Origin of the sequence: Streptomyces sp. NPDC091972, assembly GCF_044756385.1 — a bacterium.
Taxonomy (GTDB): Bacteria; Actinomycetota; Actinomycetes; order Streptomycetales; family Streptomycetaceae; genus Streptomyces.
In genome coordinates, this window is record NZ_JBIVSV010000004.1 from 1 (window position 1) to 22,596 (window position 22,596).

Below are 22,596 nucleotides of genomic sequence, written 5' to 3' on the forward strand. Positions count from 1 at the left end.
CGTCGTCGCCTTGGTGAGCCGTTACCTCACCAACAAGCTGATAGGCCGCGGGCTCATCCTTCACCGCCGGAGCTTTCAACCCTCACAGATGCCTGTAAGAGTGGTATCCGGTATTAGACCCCGTTTCCAGGGCTTGTCCCAGAGTGAAGGGCAGATTGCCCACGTGTTACTCACCCGTTCGCCACTAATCCCCACCGAAGTGGTTCATCGTTCGACTTGCATGTGTTAAGCACGCCGCCAGCGTTCGTCCTGAGCCAGGATCAAACTCTCCGTGAATGTTTACCGGATATCCGGTTCGCACATCACGAGAGCGGAACCACCACCGGAATAAGGCGGTGATTCTCAGCGTCCTCGCTGTGTTTTCTTCAAAGGAACCTCGCCCTCTCGAATGAGAGAGACGGGGTATCAACATATCTGGCGTTGATTTTTGGCACGCTGTTGAGTTCTCAAGGAACGGACGCTTCCTTTGTACTCACCCTCTCGGGCTTTCCTCCGGGCTTTTCCCTTCGGTCTTGCGTTTCCGACTCTATCAGATCCTTTCGGGCCTGATTCCCTGTCGGCGGGGCCTTTCGACATTCACTACGTTAGCCCATTCCCTCGGCAACTCATAATCGAGTTCCGCGAGTTCGAATTCGGGCGTGCGGGCACGCCGAAATCGCCCCCGCTGAGGGGATGTCGTAGGTAGTGGTTTGGCCGCTCTCGGCTGCTGGCGATCGCCGTAACCGGGTCAAGCGGCTTGGGCCACATTACGCATCTTCCAAGAGCGAGTCAACTTGAGCGCCGCCTCGGGGCATGAGCGCGATAGGGGCTCACCGTCGGGTCGTTGGCGACCCAGAACCGCCAGGGGTGCACGCCTCCTTCGCCGGCCACCCCGGTCCGCGGACCGTTGAGTACCTGGTCGGAGGCGACCGGGGTGCCGGTGAGCACCCTCAGCGGGGTCTCGTCCGGGGCGCAGGCGTCCGTACCGTCCAGGGCGCGGTCCACACCCAGAGCCGTTGCCAGGCGGGCCGGTCCTTTGGCCAGTTCCTTGTCGTTCCGGGCCGAGAGTCGACGTTTGCGGGCCAGCTCGACGCCTTCGAGGATCTCGCCGGCTCGGAGCAGGACGGCGCTCGCGCGGCCCTCCTCCCCGCACACGAGGTTCATGCAGAACCACATGCCGTAGGTGAAGTAGACGTACACGTGGCCGGGCGGACCGAACATCACGTCGTTGCGGGCCGTGCGGCCGCGATAGGCGTGGGAGCCGGGGTCGTTCTGGCCGTCGTAGGCCTCGACCTCTGTGATGCGGAGCACGATCGGACCGTCCGGGGTGGTGCGGACGAGGAGGCGGCCGAGGAGGTCGGGGGCGACCTCCAGTACGGGCCGGTCGAAGAACTCTCGGGGCAGTGGCGTACGGTCCGGGGGCGTGATCATGGCGTACGAGCGTAGTCCAGACGGGTGTGTGCCAAGGGGTGGTCAAGGGTCCGTCCGCTTGCCAGGGTGATGGCGCGGAACCGACCACGGCCGGATCGCGTTTGTAGGGATCAGGAATCCGCGCGTTCTAAGAGGAGAGACATGGCGTTCAAGAAGCTGCTCGCGAGCCTGGGGGCCGGTGGGGCTTCGGTGGAGACGGTGCTGACCGAGGTCAACGTCGTCCCCGGTGGTGTCGTCCAGGGCGAGGTGCGGATCCAGGGCGGGTCCGTCGACCAGGAGATCGAGGGGCTGTCGGTCGGGCTCCAGGCCAAGGTCGAGGTCGAGAGCGGCGACCAGGAGTACAAGCAGGACATCGAGTTCACGAAGGTCTCGCTCGGCGGTGCCTTCACGCTCCAGGCGGGCGCGGTGCACGCAGTGCCGTTCGGTCTGGAGATCCCCTGGGAGACGCCGATCACGATGATCGACGGTCAGGCGCTGCGCGGTATGAACGTCGGCGTGACGACCGAGCTGGCGATCGCGCGTGCCGTGGACTCCGGTGACCTCGATCCCGTCAACGTGCACCCGCTGCCGGCGCAGAAGGCGATCCTGGACGCGTTCATGCAGCTCGGTTTCCGCTTCAAGAACGCGGACCTGGAGCGCGGCCACATCCGCGGGACGCGCCAGCAGCTGCCGTTCTACCAGGAGATCGAGTTCTTCCCGCCGCAGCAGTACCGCGGGCTCAACCAGGTCGAGCTGAGCTTCGTCGCGGACGGCCACGCGATGGACGTGGTGCTGGAGATGGACAAGAAGCCGGGTCTGTTCAGCGAGGGCAGTGACACCTTCCGCTCCTTCCAGGTGGGGCTGCACGACTACCAGAGCACCGACTGGGCCGGGTACCTCAACCAGTGGCTGTCCGAAGTCGGCAGCAAGCGCAACTGGTTCTAGGCTCGGAGCTGCTGATTCCGGTAATCGACCAGGAGGTACCGAGGTGACCGAGCTCAAGCGGCGGCCGCTCCCCCATGACTTCCATCCGCCCGTCCCGTCGTTCACGCTGACGAGCGAGGACGTGCAGGAGGGCGGCACGCTCAAGGACGCTCAGGTCTACGCGGCCGGCAACACCTCTCCGCACCTGCGCTGGGAGGGCTTCCCGCCGGAGGCCAAGAGCTTCGCCGTGACCTGCTACGACCCCGACGCGCCCACGGGCAGCGGGTTCTGGCACTGGGTCGTGTTCGACATCCCGGTCTCGGTGACCGAGCTGCCGGTCGGCGCGGGCAGCGGCAAGTTCGAGGGGCTGCCGGAGGGCGCCGTACAGGTGCGCAACGACTACGGGTCCAAGGACTTCGGTGGGGCCGCTCCGCCGGCCGGGGACGGGCCGCACCGGTACGTGTTCACCGTGTACGCCGTGGACCAGGAGAAGCTCGGGCCGGATTCCGACGCCTCTCCCGCCTATGTGGGCTTCAACCTGCGCTTCCACACGATCGCGCGCGCCCAGCTGATCGGTGAGTACGAGGTGCCCGCCGAAGACTGACGTTCATGGAGCGTTTGCCCGCCTCTGGTCTTGGAATTGATCAGAGGCGGGCACTTTTTATTGCGTTGTCCATCTCGGCGTGCCCGGCCAGAGTTGATCCAAGCCCAAGCCCGCCAGGGGGTGGGACGGTGCACATGGGAGGTGGGCTGACATGCGGGACACGCTGGTACTGAACGCGAGCTTCGAGCCGCTGTCGACGGTGACGTTGAACCGGGCCGTCGTTCTGGTGCTGCAGGACAAGGCCGTCGTCGAGCAGTCCCACCCCGAACTGCGCATGCGCGGAGCCGCGGTCGACATACCGGCGCCCCGGGTGATCAGGCTGTGCAGGTACGTGCGGGTGCCCTTCCGAAGACAAGCCCCGTGGTCCCGGCGGGGTGTTCTGGTGCGTGACCGGCACAGGTGCGCGTACTGCGGGCGGCGGGCGACGACCGTGGACCACGTGGTGCCGCGGTCGCAGGGTGGTCAGGACACCTGGCTGAACACGGTGGCCTCCTGCGCGGAGGACAACCACCGCAAGGCGAACCGGACTCCGGCGGAGGCGGGGATGCCGTTGCTGCGGGAGCCGTTCGAGCCGACTCCTGCGGATGCGATGCTGTTGTCGTTGGGGCACGAGGACTTCTCTGCGCTGCCGGAGTGGCTCGCTGGAGAGGCCGCCTAGTCGTCTGCCGGGATCGGTTCGGGTGCGGGTGCGGGTTCGTTGTGGCTTGTCGCGCAGTTCCCCGCGCCCCTGGGTACGTCGAGGCCCGCCTTCGTTGAGAAGGCGGGCCTCGTTGTCGTACGGAAGTGCCTGCGTCAGTCGATCTTCGGGGTTTCGCGGCGTTCCGAGCCGGTGTTGCCGCCGTTCGAACCGCCGCCCATGCCGCCGAAGTTGCCCATGGCTCCGGAGAGGCCCTTGAGGGCGTCGCCGATTTCGCTGGGGACGATCCAGAGCTTGTTGGCGTCGCCCTCGGCGATCTTCGGGAGCATCTGGAGGTACTGGTAGGAGAGGAGCTTCTGGTCCGGGTCTCCGGCGTGGATCGCCTCGAAGACCGTGCGGACCGCCTGGGCCTCGCCTTCGGCGCGCAGGGCGGCGGCCTTGGCCTCACCCTCGGCGCGCAGGATCTGGGACTGCTTCTCACCCTCGGCCGTGAGGATCGCCGCCTGGCGCGTACCTTCGGCGGTGAGGATCGCGGCGCGCTTGTCACGGTCGGCGCGCATCTGCTTCTCCATCGAGTCCTGGATGGAGGTGGGCGGTTCGATCGCCTTGAGCTCGACGCGGTTGACGCGGATGCCCCACTTGCCGGTGGCCTCGTCGAGGACGCCGCGCAGGGCGGCGTTGATCTCCTCGCGGGAGGTCAGGGTCCGCTCCAGGTCCATGCCGCCGATGATGTTGCGCAGCGTGGTCACCGTGAGCTGCTCGATCGCCTGGATGTAGCTGGCGACCTCGTAGGTCGCGGCGCGGGCGTCGGTCACCTGGTAGTAGATGACGGTGTCGATGTTCACGACCAGGTTGTCCTGGGTGATCACCGGCTGGGGAGGGAAGGGCACGACCTGTTCACGCAGGTCGATGCGGTTGCGGATGGTGTCGATGAACGGGACGACGATGTTGAGTCCCGCGTTGAGGGTCCGCGTGTAGCGGCCGAAGCGCTCCACGATGGCCGCACTGGCCTGTGGGATGACCTGGATCGTCTTGATCAGGGCGATGAAGACCAACACCACCAGAATGATCAAGACGATGATGACCGGTTCCATCGTGCTCCCCGTGCCCTTCTCCGCCTCGGCGTTTTCGGAAGATCTTATGGTTGTTGAAGATCTTGCTGGTCGAGTCTGACAGACCGTCGTGCAACTCGTGGTGCGTTCGGTTCAGTTGCATCCTGCGAGGTCACATGATGATCGCGGTCGCTCCCTCGATGTCCACGACATCCACTTGCTGGCCTGCTTCGTAGGCACGGCCGGTGTCGAGAGCGCGGGCCGACCAGACCTCTCCGGCGAGCTTGATCCGGCCGCCCGTGCTGTCGACACGCTCCAGGACGACGGCCTGTCTGCCCTTCAACGCGTCGACTCCCGTGACGAGTTGGGGCCGCTGAGAGCGGTGCCGGGTCGCGATGGGCCGTACGACGGCGATGAGGGCCACCGAGACCACGGCGAAGACGAGTACCTGGACGACGACGTCACCGCCGAGTCCGGCCGCCACCGCGGCGGCGACGGCGCCCGCCGCGAGCATGCCGAACTCCGGCATCGCGGTCACCACGAGCGGGATTCCAAGCGCAGCCGCGCCGACGAGCCACCACACCCATGCGTCGATGTCGTTCACATGGTCATGGTAGGTCCGGGGGTACCGCCGCGGACAGGGCGCGATGGGGTGGGGAGGGGCTTCTTACCCTTGTTTTCGCGGGGACTTCACGTGATCACGACAGCGGCAGGCCCTGCGCGGTCCAGCGGTCGCCGACCTGCTCGACGACAAGGGGGAGGCCGAAGCACATGGAGAGGTTGCGGGAGGTGAGTTCGAGCTCCAGGGGGCCCGCGGCCAGCACCTTGCCCTGGCGGATCATGAGGACGTGGGTGAAGCCGGGGGCGATCTCCTCGACGTGGTGGGTGACCATCAGCATCGAGGGGGCGATCGGGTCGCGGGCGAGCCGGCCGAGGCGGCGGACCAGGTCCTCGCGGCCGCCGAGGTCGAGCCCTGCGGCGGGCTCGTCGAGGAGGAGGAGCTCCGGGTCGGTCATCAGCGCGCGGGCGATGAGGGTGCGCTTGCGCTCGCCCTCGGAGAGGGTGCCGAACTTGCGGTCCAGGTAGTCGCTCATGCCGAGGCGGTCGAGGAAGGCGCGGGCGCGCTGCTCGTCGATGTCCTCGTACTCCTCCTGCCAGCCGGCGGTCATGCCGTACGCCGCCGTGAGCACGGTCTCCAGGACGGTCTGGCGCTTGGGGAGCTTGTCGGCCATGGCGATGCCGGCCATGCCGATGCGGGGGCGCAGTTCGAAGACGTCGGTGCCGGGCTTGCCGAGGGTCTCGCCGAGGATGGTGGCCGTGCCCTTGCTGGGGTAGAGGTAGCTGGAGGCGAGGTTCAGGAGCGTGGTCTTGCCGGCGCCGTTGGGGCCGAGGATGACCCAGCGCTCGCCCTCCTTGACCGACCAGGAGACCTGGTCCACCAGAGCCCGGTCCTCGCGGACCACGGATACGTCCTGAAGCTCCAGAACATCGCTCATGAGCGCGTTGTCTCCCCTTGCAGTGTGACCGGTGTCGGCGTCTCGGCTGGCGCGTGCGCGCTTTTGGGCGCAGCCCTCGATGAAATCTACGCCACCGGTCGGCCGCTCCCGTCCAGCGGTCCGGTCCTTAGGCTGGGGGCATGCTCTCGGAACCGCGCTCTGGACGCCTTGCCGCTTGGGGAAACGGCCTTTTGGCCGGACTTGTCTCACCTGATGACGCCGTGCTGGCGATCGTCGCCGACGATGCCGTGCACCGGGTCGAGGGGCTGCCGGATGAGCCGGCTGCCGTCGGTCTCACGCTGGCGCTGGGGCGGCTGCGGTCACTCGGTGTGAAGGGGCTGCGGGTCGCGCTGCCCGCGCCCGGGCATCCGCTGGGGCTGAGCGGTCCGCCGGAGTTCAACGCGCGGGCGCTGGAGGCGGAGGAGGCGGTGGTCTGTCACGGTGCCGCGCTGGGTCTGGTGCCGGAGGTGTACGAGGCCGGGCCCGCGGGTGATGTGCATGTCGAGGTGGTGTGGCAGGTGCTGCCGGTGCGGGAGGCTCCGCCGGCGGACGTCCCCTCGCTGGGAGAGGCCGAGCGGGAGCTCGCGGAGGCCCTTCGGGAGGCGACGGAGGTGTTGTCACGGCTGGACGTGGCCGCGTCGGGACCGGTGGCGGAGGCGGCGCTCGGGGCGTACCGGGCTCGGGCCGAGCGGGGGCGGGAGGTGCTGGCGCCGGGGTATCCGCCCCGGGCGGTTCGGGTGTTGGAGCTCGCCCAGCGGGTGGGGCTGCTGGTGTCGCTGGCCTATGAGAACGGGCACGGGGGTGCGGTGAGCTCGGCCGAGATGCGGGCCCGGGTGGAGGCGTTGCGGCCGGTGGAGCGGACGGGGCGGCGGGCGCAGGTGGCCGCCTACAACGCGTACGTGGAGGAGTTGGAGCGCGGGGGGCGGTGACGGGTGGGGGTGGTGTGGGGGTGGGGTGATCTGGGGGCGGGTGCTTGAGGGCGGGGTGATCGGTGGCCTCGGTGGTTCGTGGCCCCAGTGGTTCAGCGCCCTCGGTGGTTGGGCTGTTCGGCGGTTCAGCGGTTCAGCGGTGCGGCGGCCTGGCAAGTCGGCGGCTCATCGGCCCGGCGGTTCCGGCGGTTCGACCGGAAGCGGTCCGGCGACCTCGGTGGTTCAGCGGCCTCGACGGTTCGGCGGCCCGGCGCCTTGGTGGTTCGACGGCCCTGGCGGTTCGACGGCGAAGCGGTCCAGCGGCCTCGGTGATTCGACAACCCGGCAACTCGCCGGCCCGGTGGTCCGGCGGCCCCTCGGCTCAGCAACTTGGCAGCTCGACGGCCCCGGCTCGTCGGCCCCGGAGGTCCGCCAGCCCGTCGGCTCGGCGCCCTAGCAGAGCAACGGCCCGGCAACTCGGCGGCCCATCGGCCCCAGCGGTTCAGAAGCCTCGACGAATCAGTGGCTCGACGGCCCCAGCGGTCCGTCGGTTCGGCGGCCCCAGCGATTCAGCGGCCCGGCAACTCGGCGGCTTGATGGCCCCCAGCGTCTCGTCGGCCCGGCGGCTCAGCTGCCCTAGTCACCCGTCGGCCCGTCGGCCCCAGCGGACCAGCATTCTCAGGGGACCGACGGTTCGGTGGTCCGGGGACTCTGCGGCCCCGCAGCCCCGGCGCTTGATGGCCCGGCTGCCCCGTGCCTCGCTGGCTGGGTGGTTGCTGGGCCGGGTCCTGGCGTTTCCGCTGGCGGACGGACCGGCCTCCCGGGTGCGTGGCGCGCCCGGGAGGCCGAAGTCACTGCCCGCTCGGCGGGGGAACGTCAGTGGTTGAGGCCGAGGTTGCCGAAGGCGGGGTTCAGCACGCCGATGACGTTCACGCTGTTGCCGACCGCGTTCACCGGGATGTGCACCGGGGCCTGGACGAGGTTGCCCGAGACGACGCCGGGCGAGCCCACGGCCTTGCCGTCGGCGTGCGAGCCGTCGGTGGCGGAGGCCATACCGGCGCCGGCGGCGATCAGTCCGCCGGCCACCATCGTCACAGCCGCTGCCTTCTTCAGGTTCTTCACTTCTAAGCCCTCCTAGCGATTGCCGCGGCAGTCGCCGCAGCACGCACTGGAGAACGGCGGGGCTCCCCGAAGGATGCGCCATTCGGGGGACATTCCCACGACGGTATGAATCTCACTCCGGAGCGGAACCCTCCGTATTGCCGTGCGCCGGACGGATCAACCGGCCACTCCGTGACGAACCGCCCACAGGGCCGCCTGCGTCCGGTCCGCCAGGTCGAGTTTCATCAGGATGTTCGAGACGTGCGTCTTGACGGTCTTCTCGGAGAGGACCAGCACACGGGCGATCTCCCGGTTGGAGCGGCCGTCCGCTATCAGCCCGAGCACCTCGCGCTCCCGCTCGGTCAGCGAACCTCCCCTGCCCGGCCCGGTGTTGTTCTCCTCCTGGGACAACAGAACGCCCGCGACCTCCGGTTGGAGCAGGATGTGCCCGGCGTGGACGGAGCGGATGGCGCCGGCGAGGGCGTCGGGGTCGACGTCCTTGTAGACGTAGCCGGCGGCCCCAGCGCGCAGGGCCGGGACCACCGTGCGCTGTTCGGTGAAGCTGGTGACGATCAGCACGCGCGCGGGGTTGTTCAGTTCGCGGAGCCTGCGCAGGGCGTCGATGCCGTCCATGCCCGGCATCTTGACGTCCATGAGGACGATGTCGGGTTTCAGTTCCTCGGCGCGCGCGACGCCCTCGGCGCCGTCGGCGGCCTCGCCCACGACCTCGATGTCGTCCTGCACTTCGAGGAAGGTGCGCAGTCCCCGGCGGACGACCTGGTGGTCGTCGACGAGCAGGACCTTGATCGCGTCAGCCACCGGGGACCTCCATCTCGATGGTGGTGCCCTTGCCGGGCGCCGATTCCACGGTCAGCGTGCCGCCGACCCCGCTGGTGCGGTCCCGCATGGAGACCAGGCCGAGGTGACGGCCGGCTCGGCGGACCGCCTTCGGTTCGAAGCCGCTGCCGTCGTCCGTGACCCGCAGGACGGCTCCGCTGCCGCGCCGGTCCAGTGTCACGTCGACATGGGCGGCTCCGGAGTGCCGCAGCGCGTTGTGCAGGGCCTCCTGGGCGACGCGGAGCACGGCCTCCTCCTGGGCGGCCGGCAGTGCGCGGAAGTTGTGGGCGGCGAAGGTCACGCGCGCGGTGTGGGCGCGGTCCAGGACCTGGACCTGGGTGCGCAGGGTGGCGGTCAGGCCGTCCTCGTCCAGCGCGGCGGGGCGCAACTCGACCACGGCGGCGCGCAGTTCGTCGGCGGCCTCGGCGGCGAGCACGGCCACCTGGTGCAGCTCGCCCTTGGCCCGGGACGGGTCGCGGTCGACGAGGGCGGCGGCGGCCTGGGCGGTCAGGCGCAGGGAGAACAGCTTCTGGCTGACCGCGTCGTGCAGTTCGTGGGCGAGGCGGGAGCGCTCCTCGGCGATGGTCAGCTCGCGGCTGCGTTCGTAGAGGCGGGCGTTGGTGAGGGCGATCGCGGCGTGCTGGGCGAGGATCGAGAGGAGTTCCTCGTCCTCCTCGGTGAATCCGCAACCGCCCTGCGGCTTGGGGCAGTTCTTGTTGGCCAGGAAGAGTGCGCCGATGACCTCGTCGCCGTCGCGGATCGGCAGGCCCAGGAAGTCGACCAGGTCGGGGTGGGCGGACGGCCAGCCCTCGAAGCGGGGGTCCTTGCGGACGTCGGCGAGGCGCTCGGGCGTGGCCTCGTGGAGCATCGCGGCGAGGATGCCGTGCTGGCGCGGGAGCGGGCCGATGGCCTTCCACTGGGCGTCGCTGACGCCGTCGACCACGAACTGGGCGAAGCCTCCGTGGTCGTCCGGGACGCCGAGGGCGGCGTACTGCGCGTCGAGCAGCTCGCGGGCCGAGGCGACGATCGTCTTGAGGACGTCGCGCACCTCGAGGTGCCTGCTCATGGCCAGCAGCGCGGAACTCACCGCGGCGAGGCCGGACCGGGGGCCTTGACTCATGTCCTCAGAGTACGGGCGGGGTGTGACAGCGCGGATCGGGCCTGGGACGGCCCCCGGCTGGGGCGGACGACCTAGGGCGAAGGGCCTCGTGGCATTGCGGCCCGCGTCCGAGGCGGCCGGGAGGGCGGCGTTCCTACGTTGTGGGCACGCCGATCAGGAGGCGTGGAGGACGAGGGGACGGATGTCATGCCAGTAGCGATCATCACGGGGGCCTCGAAGGGGCTGGGGCGGGCGCTCGCCGAGGCGCTGGCCGCGCGGGGCTGGGACCTGGTGCTCGACGCGAGGACGGCGGAGGTCCTGAAGGAGACGGCGGCCGCGCTCGCGGGGCACGGGACCCGGGTGACGGCCCTGCCCGGGGACGTCACGGATCCGGCGCACCGCGCGGAGCTGGTGGCGGCGGCCTGGCGGCTCGGCGGTGTCGATCTGCTGGTGCACAACGCGAGCGCGCTGGGCGCCGAGCCGCTGACGCGTCTCGAGGAGCTGCCGCTGGACGGGCTGCGCCGGGCACTGGAGGTGAACTTCGTGGCCGCGCTGGGCCTGGTCCAGGAGGCGCTGCCGCTGTTGCGGGCCGCGGAGGCGGGCACGGTGATCGCGGTCAGTTCGGACGCCGCCGCCGAGGCGTACGAGACGTGGGGCGGCTACGGGGCCTCCAAGGCCGCCCTGGACCACCTCGCGGCGGTGCTGGCCGAGGAGGAGCCGCAGCTGCGGGTGTGGGCCGTCGATCCCGGGGACATGGCGACCGACCTGTACGCGGCGGCCGTACCGGAGGACGAGGAGCCGCGGCCGGAGCCGGCGAGTGTGGTGCCGGCGTTTCTGCGGTTGCTGGACGAGCGGCCGGTGAGCGGCCGGTACGGGGCTCCGTCGCTGCTGGAGGGGCGATGACACTCACCGTGCGCGTGCCCGGGGAGCTGTCCGCGCGGGTGCCCGCCGAGCAGCGCGGGCCGGGGCTCGACCGGGACGCCGTACGTCTGCTGGTGTCGCGGGGGACGGCGGTGTCGCACCACTCGTTCGGTGAGCTTCCGCGGCTGCTGCGGGCCGGGGACCTGCTCGTCGTGAACACCTCCCCCACGCTGGCCGCCGCCGTCGACGGGCGGATCGGGCACGCGCGTGTGGTGGTGCACTTCTCCACGCGCGGGGACGACGGACGGTGGGCGGTCGAGCTGCGGGACCCGGACGGGAAGGGCACCACGCGTGCGCGTACGGGCGGGCCCGCGGGGACGGAGGTGCGGCTGCCCGGCGGCGGGCGGCTGGTTTTGGAGGAGGCGGTGAGCGAGCGTCTGTGGTGGGCGCGCGTGTACGGCGGCGAGGTGACCGGGTTGCTGCGGGAGCACGGGCGGCCCATTCGGTACTCCTACACGGAGCGGGACCAGCCGCTGTCCGTCTACCAGACGGTGTTCGCGCTGCCGTCGCCCGACGGTTCGGGCAGTGCGGAGATGCCCAGCGCGGCGCGGCCCTTCACCGCGCGGCTGGTGGCGGAGCTGGTGAGCCGGGGTGTGCAGTTCGCGCCCGTCACGCTGCACACGGGGGTGGCCTCGGCGGAGGCGCACGAGCCGCCGTATCCCGAGCGGTTCTCGGTGCCGGAAGCTTCCGCCCGGTTGATCAACGCAGTGAAGGCGGGGGACGGCAGGGTCGTCGCCGTCGGGACGACGGCCGTGCGGGCCGTGGAGTCGGCGGCCGGGGCCGACGGGGTCGTACGCGCGCGTGCGGGATGGACGGACCTCGTCGTGACCCCCGAGCGCGGGGTGCGGGTGGTGGACGGGCTGCTGACCGGGCTGCACGAGCCGGAGGCCTCGCACCTGCTGATGCTGGAGGCGGTCGCGGGGCGGGCGGCGATCGACCGCGGCTACGAGGAGGCCCTGCGCCGGCGCTACCTGTGGCACGAGTTCGGCGACGTGCATCTCCTGCTTCCGCAGGAGGGCCCTCACGCAGAGCATTGCTCACGCAACTGCTGGTGAGAAGGCTGTGCGGACGATGTGAGCCCGCACATAGGGCGCACATCACGTACTAAGTGAAATAGGAGGCAAAGCCCTCCCCCATGAACGGGGCAGACATTCCAGTCTGTCCCGTTTTGCCCTTCCCGGTCCACTATCCGGGGTCGTATGTCACACCTTTGCCCGGGTGTTTTGCGCCAGCTAAGAATGGCCAACGTCGCTCAGCGCCGCGGGTTCCGCCCCGCGGCGTTTGTGCCGGAAGCACCCGTGTCCCCCGCCGGACAGCGAGCGACCTCCGCGCTATTCGAAGAGGTCAATCCCGCATGCCCAAGAACCCTTTCACCCGAGGTCACAGTCGCGCGCTGACCAAGCGCCACAAGATCGCCGTCGCCGGAGTCGCCACGCTCGGCGCAGCCGCCGTCGCCTTCAGCGCGGTTCCGGGCAACGCGGAGACCACCACCTCCGAGGCGGCGAGCTACTCGGCTCCCGTGAAGTACACCTCCGAGGAGCTCAAGGGCCTCCAGGCGGACGTCAAGGAGCAGCTCGCCGCCAAGGCGCTGCAGAACAAGGCCGCCGAGGCGAAGGCGAAGGCGCAGGCCGAGGCGAAGGCCAAGGCGGCCGCCGCCGCGAAGAAGAGGGCCGCCGCGGCCGCCGCCGCCAAGAAGGCCGCGCAGGCGCGCAAGGCCAAGGAGGCCGCGAGCCGCGCCGCGCACCGCGCCAAGATCAAGGCCGCCGCGCCCAAGAAGAGCTACGCGAACAACCTGGACGGCTGGATCAAGGAGTCCCTGGCCATCATGCGGGCCAAGGGCATCCCGGGCAGCTACAACGGCCTGTACCGCAACATCATGCGGGAGTCCTCGGGCAACCCGAACGCGATCAACAACTGGGACATCAACGCCATCAACGGCATCCCCTCGAAGGGGCTGCTCCAGGTCATCCCGCCGACGTTCCAGGCCTACCACGTCGCGGGCACGTCCTGGAACATCTACGACCCGGTCGCCAACATCACCGCCGCCGCGAACTACGCGGCCCACAGGTACGGCTCGATGGACAACGTGAACAGCGCGTACTGAGGCCACGCGGACCTCTCCCGCGCACAAGGGCGGCACCCCCTCGGGGTGCCGCCCTTCGCCGTCGTACGGCGGTGATCACTTGCGCATGACCTCGGGCTCGTGGCGGCGCAGGAAGCGGGAGACGAGGAAGCCGCAGACGATGCCGAGGGCGATCAGGGCGACCACGTCGAGGCCCCAGGTGCTGACCGCGTGGTTCCACAGCGGATCGGTCGTGTCGCCCGGTTTGACGGGCGGGTTGACCTGGTTGAAGTCCAGCGTGGCGCCCGCGGCGGCGACCGCCCAGCGCGACGGCATCAAGTACGAGAGCTCGTTGACGCCGACGGTGCCGTGCAGGGTGAACAGGCAGCCGGTGAAGACGACCTGGACGATCGCGAACATGACCAGCAGCGGCATGGTCTTCTCGGACGTCCTCACGAGCGCGGAGATGATCAGCCCGAACATCATCGAGGTGAACCCGAGCCCCATGATCGGCAGGCACAGCTCCGCGAGGGTGGCGCTCCCGAGGACCAGGCCCTCCTTCGGCAGTCCGCGGCTGGCGAAGCCGATGACGCCGACCATCAGCCCCTGGAGGACGGTGATCACGCCGAGTACGACGACCTTCGACATCAGGTACGCCGAGCGGGACAGACCGGTGGCGCGCTCCCGCTCGTAGATGACCCGTTCCTTGATCAGCTCGCGGACGGAGTTGGCCGCGCCGGCGAAGCAGGCGCCGACCGCGAGGATCAGCAGGACGGTGGTGGCCGTGCTGTTCGGCTCGGGCTGCTTGGTCCTGGGGTCGACCGGCTTGGGCAGCAGGTTGTCGCCGAAGTCGATGAGCAGGCTCACCGCGCCGAGGACCAGCGGCAGGATCACCGTCAGGGCCAGGAAGCCCTTGTCGGACGCGATGACCGACACGTAGCGGCGCACGAGTGTCCCGAACTGACCCGCCCAGCGCTGCGGCTTGGGCGGTTTCATGCCCTGCATCGGAGGCGTCTGTACGGACTGCGGCGCAACGGCGTCTATGTCCGCGGCGTACATCTGGTAGTGCTGCGAGCCCTTCCAGCGGCCGGCCCAGTCGTAGTCGCGGTAGTTCTCGAAGGCCGAGAAGACGTCGGCCCAGGTGTCGTAGCCGAAGAAGTTCAGCGCCTCCTCGGGCGGGCCGAAGTAGGCGACCGCGCCGCCCGGGGCCATCACGAGGAGCTTGTCGCACAGGGCCAGCTCGGCCACGGAATGGGTGACCACGAGGACCGTACGGCCGTCGTCGGCGAGGCCGCGCAGCAGCTGCATGACGTCGCGGTCCATGCCCGGGTCGAGGCCGGAGGTCGGCTCGTCGAGGAAGATCAGGGACGGCTTGGTGAGCAGCTCAAGTGCCACCGAGACGCGCTTGCGCTGGCCGCCGGAGAGGGAGGTGACCTTCTTCTCCTTGTGGATGTCGAGCTTCAGCTCGCGCAGCACCTCGTCTATGCGGTTCTCGCGCTCCTGTGCCGTGGTGTCGGCGGGGAAGCGGAGTTTCGCCGCGTACTTGAGGGCCTTCTTGACGGTCAGCTCCTTGTGCAGGATGTCGTCCTGCGGGACCAGACCGATGCGCTGGCGCAGCTCGGCGAACTGCTTGTAGAGGTTGCGGTTGTCGTAGAGGACGTCGCCCTGGTCGGCGGGCCGGTAGCCGGTGAGCGCCTTGAGCAGGGTCGATTTGCCGGAACCGGACGGTCCGATGACCGCGATCAGGGACTTCTCCGGGACGCCGAAGGAGACGTCCTTGAGGATCTGCTTGCCGCCGTCGACGGTGACCGTCAGGTGGCGGGCGGAGAACGTCACCTCACCGGTGTCGACGAACTCCTCGAGCCGGTCGCCGACGATCCGGAACGTGGAGTGGCCGACGCCGACGATGTCGCTCGGGCCGAGCAGGGTGGAGCCGCCCTTGGGGATCGGCTGGCCGTTGACGTACGTGCCGTTGTGGGAGCCCAGGTCGCGGATCTCCATGCGGCCGTCGGGCATCGAGTGGAACTCGGCGTGGTTGCGGGAGACCTGGAGGTCGGAGACGACCAGGTCGTTCTCCAGGGCGCGGCCGATGCGCATGATGCGGCCGATGGTGAACTGGTGGAACGTGGTGGGGCTGCGGTCGCCGTAGACCGGCGGAGCGTCCGCGCCCACGCCGGAGCCGGCGCCGTGGCCCGGGCCGTGCTGCTGCGGGAACTTCTGCACCGGCTGGTTCGCGTACGGCTGCGGCTGTTGCCGAGGCTGTTGCTGGGGCTGTGGCCAGCCCGACTGCGAGGCCTGCTGCGGTGACCGCTGAGGCGTCTGCTGCCGGGACTGCGGGGGTGTCTGCTGCGGAGTCTGCTGGGCCCAGGCGGGGTTGGCGCTCTGTGCGGCGTACGACTGCCGGCCGGGCTGCGGCTGTGCTGCCGGGGCGGCGGTTCCGGAGAGGCTCAGCAGCGGGCCGTCGCTCGCGTTGCCGAGGTGGACGGCCGTGCCGGGGCCGATCTCCGTCTGGTGGATCCGCTGACCGTGCACGAACGTGCCGTTGGTGCTGCTGTGGTCCTCGATGACCCAACTGCTCCCGCCCCAGCGAATCGTGGCGTGACGCCAGGACACCCTGGCGTCGTCGAACACGATGTCCCCCTGCGGATCGCGTCCAAGGCTGTACGGCCTGGACGGATCGAGCGTCCAGGTACGGCCATTCGCTTCCAGTACGAGTTCCGGCACTCCAAGCCCCACTGAGTAGTCCCCCGAATTGCCCCCGTCACAGGGAGTGTAGGGATGTCGAACATCGTCGGGAACTATTTCAGGATCCCCTCCTGACCGAAAGTCGAGCCCCGAGAACACCACGTTCGTACGCTTCGGCCGGTTCCGTTGACGGGGTTGAAACCGACCCGGAGAGTGGGTAATCCACGCGAGGGGGACAAGCGCGGTCTCGGCCGTGCCGCGGATCGGGGGGTCTGCCATGAGTGCGTCGATGGGCGTCGAGACCACGCAGCACGGCGTGCGGCTGCCGTGGGGAGACATCCTGCTGTCCGCGCTGGCCGCTGTGAGCTGGGCGTTGATCGGCATGGCGGGTACGGCGGCGCTCGGCCTGCATCTGCTGGAGGCCGATTCCGCGGCCTCGCTGGGCCCGATGACCGCGGCTGTTGTGGCCCTTGCGGCGGGTGGTTCGGTGACGCCTTCCGGGGACGTGTCCGCGTTCGGTCTGACGGGGGCGCAGACGGCGACGGCCATCGAGATCACGCCACTGGGCGTCAGCCTGGTCGGTGCGGTGCTTTTGTCCTGGTTCTTCCTGCGGTCCCTGCGGGCGGCCGGGCCGGTGCTCGCGCCCTCCGAACTCCTCGCCCGCGCGGGCTCCGTGGTCGCGCTGTTCACGGCGATGATGGGCGGGCTGGCCTGGGCCGGACACGACGTCATCACGATCGACGGGGGTGCGCTCGGGCTCGACGAGCTGCCCGGCGCGGGCGGGGCCGGCGGACTCGACATCCCGGGGCTGGGGGACGTCGGGGACATCGGCGGACTGCTGCCCGACCGGATCGGCGACCTCGTCGACGCGAAGGCCGCGGTCGGGTTCACGGTGGACACCGCGCCGACCCTGCTCGGCGGGCTCGGCTGGTCGGCCGGGATCCTGCTGGTCGCGCTGCTGGCGTCCCGTCGTACGCCCTTGCCGCGCGGCTGGGAGGCGGTGCACCGGGTCGTACGGCCGGCCGCGTCCGCCCTGGTGACGGTGGTGCTGGTCGCGGTGGCCGCGGGGCTCTCGGCGGCGGTGTACGCGGCGATCGGCGACGACCATCCCAAGAGGATCGCCGGAGCGGCACTGCTCGGGGCGCCGAACGGGGTGTGGCTGGGCATCCCCGTCGGCCTGTTCGTCCCCTTCGACGGCCGGGCCACGGGCGTCCTCAAGAACTTCCTCCCCGACCCCCTGGACCGGCTGCTCGCCTCGGACTCCGACCGGTCGGTGACCTTGGGACGGCTGGCGGAGCTGGACGGGCGGGTGTGGCTGCTGGGGGTCGGGGCGGCGCTGATGATGCTGCTGGCGGGGGTGCTCACCGCTGTCCGCACGCCGGTGGAAGGGGCGGGTGCGGGTGGTTTCGCGGGGCGGTGTGCGGTGCGGCTGGGAGTCGCGACCGCGTTGGCGCTGCCACTTCTCGCCTGGCTGACGGAGGTCTCGGTGGATGCCTCACTGTCGGTACTGGGCTTCGACGCGTTCGGCGCGGGGGTCGTGCTGCGGGGGCAACTGGGCATGGCGGCCCTGCTCGGGGCGCTGTGGGGAGCGGCGGCGGGGGCCGCCGGGGCGGTGCTGGCACGGGCGACGGGGGCGGCGGGGTCCGGGGTCGCGGGCTTGGCACGGGGTGACGGGGTGAGCGGTTCCGGAGCGGGTTCAGGGGTGGGGGCGCCGGGAGGCGGGGGTGCCGGGCGGCCCGGGTATGCGGGTGAGGGTGCGGTCGGGGTGGGGCCGTACGCAGGCGGGGGCGGGGCTCACGGGGGCGAACGCGGGGTCTACCCCGGCGGGAGTGCTGCTCACGGGAGTGGCGTGCGCGAAGGTGAGGCACGGCCGCTTCGGGGAGAGGCCGGGGGCTACCGGGGCGGAGCCGGGGCTTCTGGGGGCGGTTCCGTGGGATCCGAGCGGGCGGGTGGCTCGTACGACGACGTGTCGAGGTCCTCTGAAGGCGGAGGAAGGTCCTACGACGAGGGCCCGCCGGGGTGGACCGGTGCTGAGGCGGAACGTCGGAGCGGGGAAGCCTGGTCGCAGGGCAGGGCGGAGGCCGGTCGGAGCCGGTGGCCCCACAGTGGGGCTCGGCCGGCAAGCGGTGCCGCCGCGCCGGGCGGGGACGCCGGCGCACACCCCGGTCAGGCCGGAGCGCCCGGCGCGGAGGCACAGCCGCACCGCGGGGAGGCCGGGCCCTATGTGCCCGGCACGCCGTATCGGCCGCCCAATCCGTACACGAACCCCTATCTGCGGGTGCCCGGCGAGTTGCTGGGGCCGGAGGCTGCGCGGCCTGCTGACGACAGAGGGGCAGGTCAGGAGGCGGCGGGCGAGCGCGGGGGCGGGGCTCCCGGCGGGAGTTCCCGGTCCCCCGACGCGACGCCGCCTCACCCCGGCGACGACAACGTCTACGGCGCCCCGACCGTGGCCCGCCCGATCGACCCGCCCCCTCGCTCCCCGCAGCGACCTTCCGGGCGGCCCGGCGCCCGGCGGCCGTCCGCCGAGGACCAGGGCCGGCAGTCGCCACCACCGCCTCCTCCCCCACCGCCCCCGCCTCCGCCGGGGAAGCCGGGGAAGCCGAAGGGACGACGCTGATCCGGGGCGGGAGCCGTGGGAGCCGGGGCACGCGCGGGTGACGCGGCAGGCGCGGGAGCCGCAGGGGACGCGGCAGGTGCGGCAGACGCAGGAGGCGCGGCAGGCGTGCGAGCCGCGGCAGGCGTGCGAGCCGCGGCGGGCGCGGGAGACGCGGTGGGCGCGGGAGCTGCAGAAGACGTGGCACGTGCGGCAGGCGTAGGAGCCGCAGAAGACGCGGCAGGCGCGGGTAGCTCAGAAGACACGGCAGGCGCGGCAGGCGCGGGTAGCTCAGAAGACGCGGAGCCCGAACCACGCCCCCGGCTCACCGCCGCAACGCCCCCGTGTCCCGTCCGTAAGAGGCTCGCCACCCGCTCGACACCGAGTGTTCCGTGTCCGTCAGACGGACCACGGGAGCAGAAGGCACTGGGTGCCGGATACGGTGGGAACACCATGAGCGCTGAGCAGACCTCGTCCTCCGACGTCCCCACCCTTCTCGTCAAGATCTTCGGGAAGGACAGGCCGGGCATCACGGCCGGCCTCTTCGACACCCTCGCCGCCTACTCCGTCGACGTGGTCGACATCGAGCAGGTCGTCACGCGTGGCCGGATGGTGCTGTGCGCGCTCGTGACCGCGCCGCCCCGCACGCTGGAGGGCGATCTGCGGGCGACCGTCCACAGCTGGGCCGAGTCGATCAAGATGCAGGCGGAGATCATCTCCGGTCTCGGCGACAACCGGCCGCGAGGGCTCGGACGTTCCCTGGTCACCGTGCTCGGTCACCCGCTCACCGCGGAGGCCACCGCCGCGATCGCCGCCAAGATCGCCAAGGCGGGCGGGAACATCGACCGCATCTTCCGGCTGGCCAAGTACCCCGTCACGGCCGTCGAGTTCGCGGTGTCCGGCGTGGAGACCGAGGCGCTGCGCACCGCCCTGGTGACGGACGCCGGCAAGCTCGGCGTGGACGTGGCCGTCGTGGCCGCCGGTCTGCACCGCCGGGCCCAGCGGCTCGTCGTCATGGACGTGGACTCCACGCTCATCCAGGACGAGGTGATCGAGCTCTTCGCCGCGCACGCCGGCTGCGAGGACGAGGTCGCCGAGGTGACCGCTGCCGCGATGCGCGGCGAACTGGACTTCGAGCAGTCCCTGCACGCGCGTGTGGCGCTGCTGGAGGGGCTGGACGCCTCGGTCGTCGACAAGGTGCGCTCCGAGGTGCGGCTGACGCCGGGCGCGCGCACCCTGATCCGCACGCTGAAGCGGCTCGGCTTCCAGGTCGGTGTCGTCTCGGGAGGCTTCACCCAGGTCACGGACGACCTTCAGGACCGGCTGGGGCTGGACTTCGCCCAGGCGAACACCCTGGAGATCGTCGACGGGAAGCTGACGGGCCGGGTCGTCGGGGAGATCGTGGACCGGGCGGGAAAGGCGCGGCTGCTGCGCCGGTTCGCCGCCGAGGCGGGGGTGCCGCTGTCCCAGACGGTGGCGATCGGCGACGGCGCCAATGACCTGGACATGCTCAACGCGGCCGGGCTCGGGGTCGCCTTCAACGCCAAGCCGGTGGTGCGGGAGGCCGCGCACACCGCGGTGAACGTGCCCTTCCTCGACACCGTGCTGTACCTGCTGGGCGTCACCCGCGAAGAGGTCGAGGCGGCGGACGCGCACGAGGAGGACTGACCTCCGGCGACGGATCGGCAGGGCCCGGCACCGTGGCGATGCCGGGCCCTGCCGTGTCTCACGTGCGGGAGGACGTGTGTCGTCAGTCGGACGGCGCCCAGTAGTCGACCAGGGTGGCCACACCGGGCTCCAGGGACTTCCAGGGCCCGCTGAACGACAGGACGGCGAAGGCGGCGGCCGGGAAGCCGCGGCTGCTCATCCGCTGGCGCGCGTCCCCTTCGGAGGCGCCGGCGAGGACGTCGGCGAGGCCCTGGATCCCCGGGTTGTGGCCGATCAGGACGGCGTTGTGAACGTCGTCCGGGGTCTCGTTCAGCACGGCGATCAGCTCGCCGGGCGAGGCCTCGTAGATCCGCTCCTCGTAGACCGTTTTCGGCCGGTGCGGGAACTCCTGCACGGCGAGCTTCCAGGTCTCACGGGTCCGGGTCGCGGTCGAGCAGAGGGCCAGGTCCAAGGGGATGCCGGAGTCGACCAGCCGTCGTCCGGCTTCCGCTGCATCTAGTCGGCCCCGGTCGGCGAGCGGCCGCTCGTGGTCGGTCACCTGCGGCCAGTCGGCTTTCGCATGCCGGAAAAGGACAATCCTGCGGGGATCTGCGACGCTCATGGGATCCAGCTTCGCATGAAACAGGCCACGAGGCGCAGGGAGTTGACGGGCGGCTTCGTGGGTGCTCAGCGCGTTATGAGCTGCTGTACGCGCTCCAGGAACCGGGTGACGAGGGGGTCGCCGGAGGCCGCGTGCGCGTCGGCGGGATTGAGGATGAGGGCCAGCAGCACCACGAAGGCGAGCGTGGGCAGTGCGAGGGCCCACCAGGGCAGCCGGATGTCGACGCCACCCCTGGACGCCGGGTGGGGCGGGGTCTGCGTAGGGGCCGACATGAGTGCCTCCGCTGGTCTTCGAGTCCTCCGTGATCCGCAGCTCGCGGCCACATCTCGAAGGTACGGAACCGGCGGCCCTCAACCCATCCGGTGATCCACCCAGTTGACCCTGACACTCGCCCCCTAGGGGATGTGGGGTTAACCCCACCACCGCCCCGCCATCACCCCGCCGTCGGGCCGGGGAGTGCCGGGGAGCGGGTGGCCGGGGTCAGGGCGAGGCGATCGTGGCGATGATCGCGATGACGACGAAGATGGCGAAGAAGGAGCCGAAGACCAGCAGCATCTTCTTCTGGCCGTTCTGGGGGTTCGGATCGAGCACTGGCATGCGGCCAGTCTCGCACCCCGGTCTCTTACCAACGTTGCCAGGGGGGATTCAGCGGGCGGCCTCTTCCTCCACCGTACGGTCGCGGCCCGCTAGCACGCCGACCGCCATCTGCGGGAGCATCAGGCCGATCATGAGCGCGATGGGCAGGCCCCAGCCGCCGCTGTGCTGGTAGAGCACGCCCACCAGGAGCGGTCCCGGGATGGAGATCAGATAGCCGGTGCTCTGCGCGAACGCGGAGAGCTGGGCGACGCCCGCGCCGGTCCTGGCGCGCATCCCGACCATGGTGAGGGCCAGCGGGAAGGCGCAGTTGGAGATGCCGAGCAGGACGGCCCAGGCCCAGGCGCCGGAGGCGGGGGCGAGGTAAAGGCCCGCGTACCCGGCGAGACCGCAGACGCCGAGCGCGATGACGATGGGGCCCTGGTGCGGCAGGCGGGTGGCCACGCGCGGGATGACGAAGGCGAGCGGGACGCCCATGACCATCGTGACGGCCAGCAGCAGCCCGGCGGTGCTCGCGGGCACGCCCGCGTCCCGGAAGATCTGCGCCATCCAGCCCATGGTGATGTAGGCGGCGGTGGCCTGGAGCCCGAAGAAGACGGCGAGCGCCCAGGCGGTCCGGCTGCGGGTGATCCGCAGCGGCGGGTGCTCCTGCCGCGCGTGCACGTGCCGGACGGGTCCGGCGCCCTCCACGCGCGTGTGGACGTTCTGGACCACCTTCGGCTCGGTCGGCGCGGGCCCGCGGTCGCGCACGAGCGGGATCCACGGCACCACGGCGGCCGCGGCGAGGACCGCCCACACGGTCAGCCCGGACTGCCAGCTCCCGCCCAGCGCCTCGGTCACCGGGACGGTCACGGCGGCCGCGGCGGAGGTGCCGAGGGCCAGGGCCATCGAGTACAGGCCGGTCATGGAGCCGACCCGGTCCGGGAACCAGCGCTTGACGATGACCGGCATCAGGACGTTGCTGACGGCGATCCCCATGAGGGCGAGGGCGCTGGCGGCCAGGAAGCCGGCCGTGGAACCCGTGTACGGCCGTATGAGCAGGCCCGTGGTGATGGCGACCATGCCCGCGCAGACCACCGCGCCGGCACCGAAGCGACGGGCCAGGCGGGGGGCCGTGACACCGAAGACGGCGAAGCACAGCGGGGGCACCGAGGTGAGCAGGCCGGCCACGCTGCCGCTCATGCCGAGCCCGTCGCGCACCTCTTCGAGGAGGGCGCCGAGGCTGGTGATGGCGGGGCGGAGGTTGAGGGCGGACAGCACGATGCCGACGACGACCAGGCGCACCGCCCACGCGCGCGGGGCGGCCGCCAGGGGTCCCCCGTCGGGAGGGGTGGGGGCGGCGGTGGGCTTCACTGTCCGGGTTTCCTCGCTTGCCATGACGCCCATCATAGAATCATGGGATGATTGGTTGTCCATCCCCGGGGC

General features: G+C 70.7%; 21 protein-coding genes and 1 rRNA gene. 9 read left to right on the forward strand and 13 right to left on the reverse strand.

Going from position 1 to position 22,596, the window contains the following annotated elements; genetic code table 11:
• Both ACIQJT_RS12500 and ACIQJT_RS12505 read right to left on the reverse strand, forming a co-directional pair.
• A 16S ribosomal RNA gene (locus ACIQJT_RS12500) occupies window positions 1-276 on the reverse strand; the annotation flags it as partial.
• Window positions 277-768: 492 nt separating this feature from the next.
• Window positions 769-1,410: a DNA-3-methyladenine glycosylase gene (locus ACIQJT_RS12505; RefSeq protein ID WP_402642646.1), complete on the reverse strand. Its 642-nt coding sequence runs from the start codon at window positions 1,408-1,410 to the stop codon at window positions 769-771.
• Between the two features lie 141 nt (window positions 1,411-1,551).
• Between ACIQJT_RS12505 and ACIQJT_RS12510 the strand changes: the two genes are divergently transcribed.
• The 3 genes from ACIQJT_RS12510 to ACIQJT_RS12520 all read left to right on the forward strand — a co-directional run bounded on the left by ACIQJT_RS12510 (window position 1,552) and on the right by ACIQJT_RS12520 (window position 3,575).
• On the forward strand, window positions 1,552-2,334 hold the full coding sequence (locus tag ACIQJT_RS12510) for a sporulation protein (RefSeq protein ID WP_053850433.1): 783 nt from the start codon (window positions 1,552-1,554) through the stop codon (window positions 2,332-2,334).
• Between the two features lie 43 nt (window positions 2,335-2,377).
• Window positions 2,378-2,917 (forward strand): YbhB/YbcL family Raf kinase inhibitor-like protein, encoded by a 540-nt coding sequence (locus ACIQJT_RS12515; RefSeq protein WP_365465258.1) that lies wholly within the window; start codon window positions 2,378-2,380, stop codon window positions 2,915-2,917.
• Between the two features lie 151 nt (window positions 2,918-3,068).
• A complete protein-coding gene (locus ACIQJT_RS12520) occupies window positions 3,069-3,575 on the forward strand; it encodes an HNH endonuclease (RefSeq protein WP_365465261.1) in 507 nt (168 codons plus the stop codon).
• A gap of 134 nt (window positions 3,576-3,709) precedes the next feature.
• Here ACIQJT_RS12520 and ACIQJT_RS12525 read toward each other — a convergent pair whose 3' ends face one another.
• The 3 genes from ACIQJT_RS12525 to ACIQJT_RS12535 form a co-directional block, all read right to left on the reverse strand.
• Complete coding sequence (locus tag ACIQJT_RS12525; protein ID WP_053850431.1) at window positions 3,710-4,648, reverse strand: SPFH domain-containing protein; 939 nt, start codon at window positions 4,646-4,648, stop codon at window positions 3,710-3,712.
• A gap of 130 nt (window positions 4,649-4,778) precedes the next feature.
• Window positions 4,779-5,210, reverse strand: a complete 432-nt coding sequence (locus tag ACIQJT_RS12530) for an NfeD family protein (protein ID WP_365465264.1) — start codon at window positions 5,208-5,210, stop codon at window positions 4,779-4,781.
• A 94-nt stretch (window positions 5,211-5,304) separates the two neighbouring features.
• Complete coding sequence (locus tag ACIQJT_RS12535; RefSeq protein ID WP_053850429.1) at window positions 5,305-6,102, reverse strand: ABC transporter ATP-binding protein; 798 nt, start codon at window positions 6,100-6,102, stop codon at window positions 5,305-5,307.
• 140 nt (window positions 6,103-6,242) lie between these two features.
• Here ACIQJT_RS12535 and ACIQJT_RS12540 point away from each other — a divergent pair, with 140 nt between their 5' ends.
• A complete protein-coding gene (locus ACIQJT_RS12540) occupies window positions 6,243-7,031 on the forward strand; it encodes a hypothetical protein (RefSeq protein ID WP_402642652.1) in 789 nt (262 codons plus the stop codon).
• An 855-nt stretch (window positions 7,032-7,886) separates the two neighbouring features.
• Here ACIQJT_RS12540 and chpE read toward each other — a convergent pair.
• The 3 genes from chpE to ACIQJT_RS12555 form a co-directional block, all read right to left on the reverse strand.
• On the reverse strand, window positions 7,887-8,132 hold the full coding sequence (gene chpE / locus ACIQJT_RS12545; protein ID WP_031060399.1) for a chaplin ChpE: 246 nt from the start codon (window positions 8,130-8,132) through the stop codon (window positions 7,887-7,889).
• Between the two features lie 156 nt (window positions 8,133-8,288).
• Entirely contained in the window at window positions 8,289-8,930 is a 642-nt protein-coding gene (locus tag ACIQJT_RS12550) for a response regulator (protein ID WP_402642654.1), read from the reverse strand.
• A complete protein-coding gene (locus tag ACIQJT_RS12555; protein WP_365465273.1) occupies window positions 8,923-10,068 on the reverse strand; it encodes a GAF domain-containing sensor histidine kinase in 1,146 nt (381 codons plus the stop codon). The genes ACIQJT_RS12550 and ACIQJT_RS12555 overlap by 8 nt, the downstream gene beginning before the upstream one ends.
• Window positions 10,069-10,254: 186 nt before the next feature.
• On the opposite strand from ACIQJT_RS12555, the gene ACIQJT_RS12560 reads away from it, so the two are divergent.
• From ACIQJT_RS12560 to ACIQJT_RS12570, 3 genes are all read left to right on the forward strand, one after another.
• Complete coding sequence (locus ACIQJT_RS12560) at window positions 10,255-10,950, forward strand: SDR family NAD(P)-dependent oxidoreductase (protein WP_402642658.1); 696 nt, start codon at window positions 10,255-10,257, stop codon at window positions 10,948-10,950.
• On the forward strand, window positions 10,947-12,023 hold the full coding sequence (locus tag ACIQJT_RS12565; RefSeq protein WP_402642660.1) for an S-adenosylmethionine:tRNA ribosyltransferase-isomerase: 1,077 nt from the start codon (window positions 10,947-10,949) through the stop codon (window positions 12,021-12,023). Before ACIQJT_RS12560 ends, ACIQJT_RS12565 begins: the two co-directional genes overlap by 4 nt.
• Window positions 12,024-12,322: 299 nt before the next feature.
• Window positions 12,323-13,072, forward strand: a complete 750-nt coding sequence (locus ACIQJT_RS12570) for a transglycosylase SLT domain-containing protein (RefSeq protein WP_402642663.1) — start codon at window positions 12,323-12,325, stop codon at window positions 13,070-13,072.
• Window positions 13,073-13,147: 75 nt separating this feature from the next.
• On the opposite strand, the gene ACIQJT_RS12575 is transcribed toward ACIQJT_RS12570, so the two are convergent.
• Entirely contained in the window at window positions 13,148-15,754 is a 2,607-nt protein-coding gene (locus tag ACIQJT_RS12575) for an FHA domain-containing protein (protein ID WP_402642665.1), read from the reverse strand.
• 238 nt (window positions 15,755-15,992) lie between these two features.
• Here ACIQJT_RS12575 and ACIQJT_RS12580 point away from each other — a divergent pair, with 238 nt between their 5' ends.
• On the forward strand, window positions 15,993-18,332 hold the full coding sequence (locus tag ACIQJT_RS12580) for a streptophobe family protein (RefSeq protein ID WP_402642667.1): 2,340 nt from the start codon (window positions 15,993-15,995) through the stop codon (window positions 18,330-18,332).
• Between the two features lie 429 nt (window positions 18,333-18,761).
• Entirely contained in the window at window positions 18,762-19,976 is a 1,215-nt protein-coding gene (gene serB / locus ACIQJT_RS12585; RefSeq protein WP_053852658.1) for a phosphoserine phosphatase SerB, read from the forward strand.
• Between the two features lie 82 nt (window positions 19,977-20,058).
• Here the strand turns inward: serB and ACIQJT_RS12590 are convergent, their stop codons facing one another.
• The 4 genes from ACIQJT_RS12590 to ACIQJT_RS12605 all read right to left on the reverse strand — a co-directional run bounded on the left by ACIQJT_RS12590 (window position 20,059) and on the right by ACIQJT_RS12605 (window position 22,560).
• Window positions 20,059-20,577: a SixA phosphatase family protein gene (locus ACIQJT_RS12590; protein WP_402642670.1), complete on the reverse strand. Its 519-nt coding sequence runs from the start codon at window positions 20,575-20,577 to the stop codon at window positions 20,059-20,061.
• Window positions 20,578-20,642: 65 nt separating this feature from the next.
• Window positions 20,643-20,849: a hypothetical protein gene (locus ACIQJT_RS12595; RefSeq protein WP_365465294.1), complete on the reverse strand. Its 207-nt coding sequence runs from the start codon at window positions 20,847-20,849 to the stop codon at window positions 20,643-20,645.
• 208 nt (window positions 20,850-21,057) lie between these two features.
• Complete coding sequence (locus ACIQJT_RS12600; protein ID WP_086724758.1) at window positions 21,058-21,174, reverse strand: SGM_5486 family transporter-associated protein; 117 nt, start codon at window positions 21,172-21,174, stop codon at window positions 21,058-21,060.
• Between the two features lie 48 nt (window positions 21,175-21,222).
• Complete coding sequence (locus tag ACIQJT_RS12605; protein WP_402642674.1) at window positions 21,223-22,560, reverse strand: CynX/NimT family MFS transporter; 1,338 nt, start codon at window positions 22,558-22,560, stop codon at window positions 21,223-21,225.
• Window positions 22,561-22,596 lie beyond the last annotated feature (36 nt).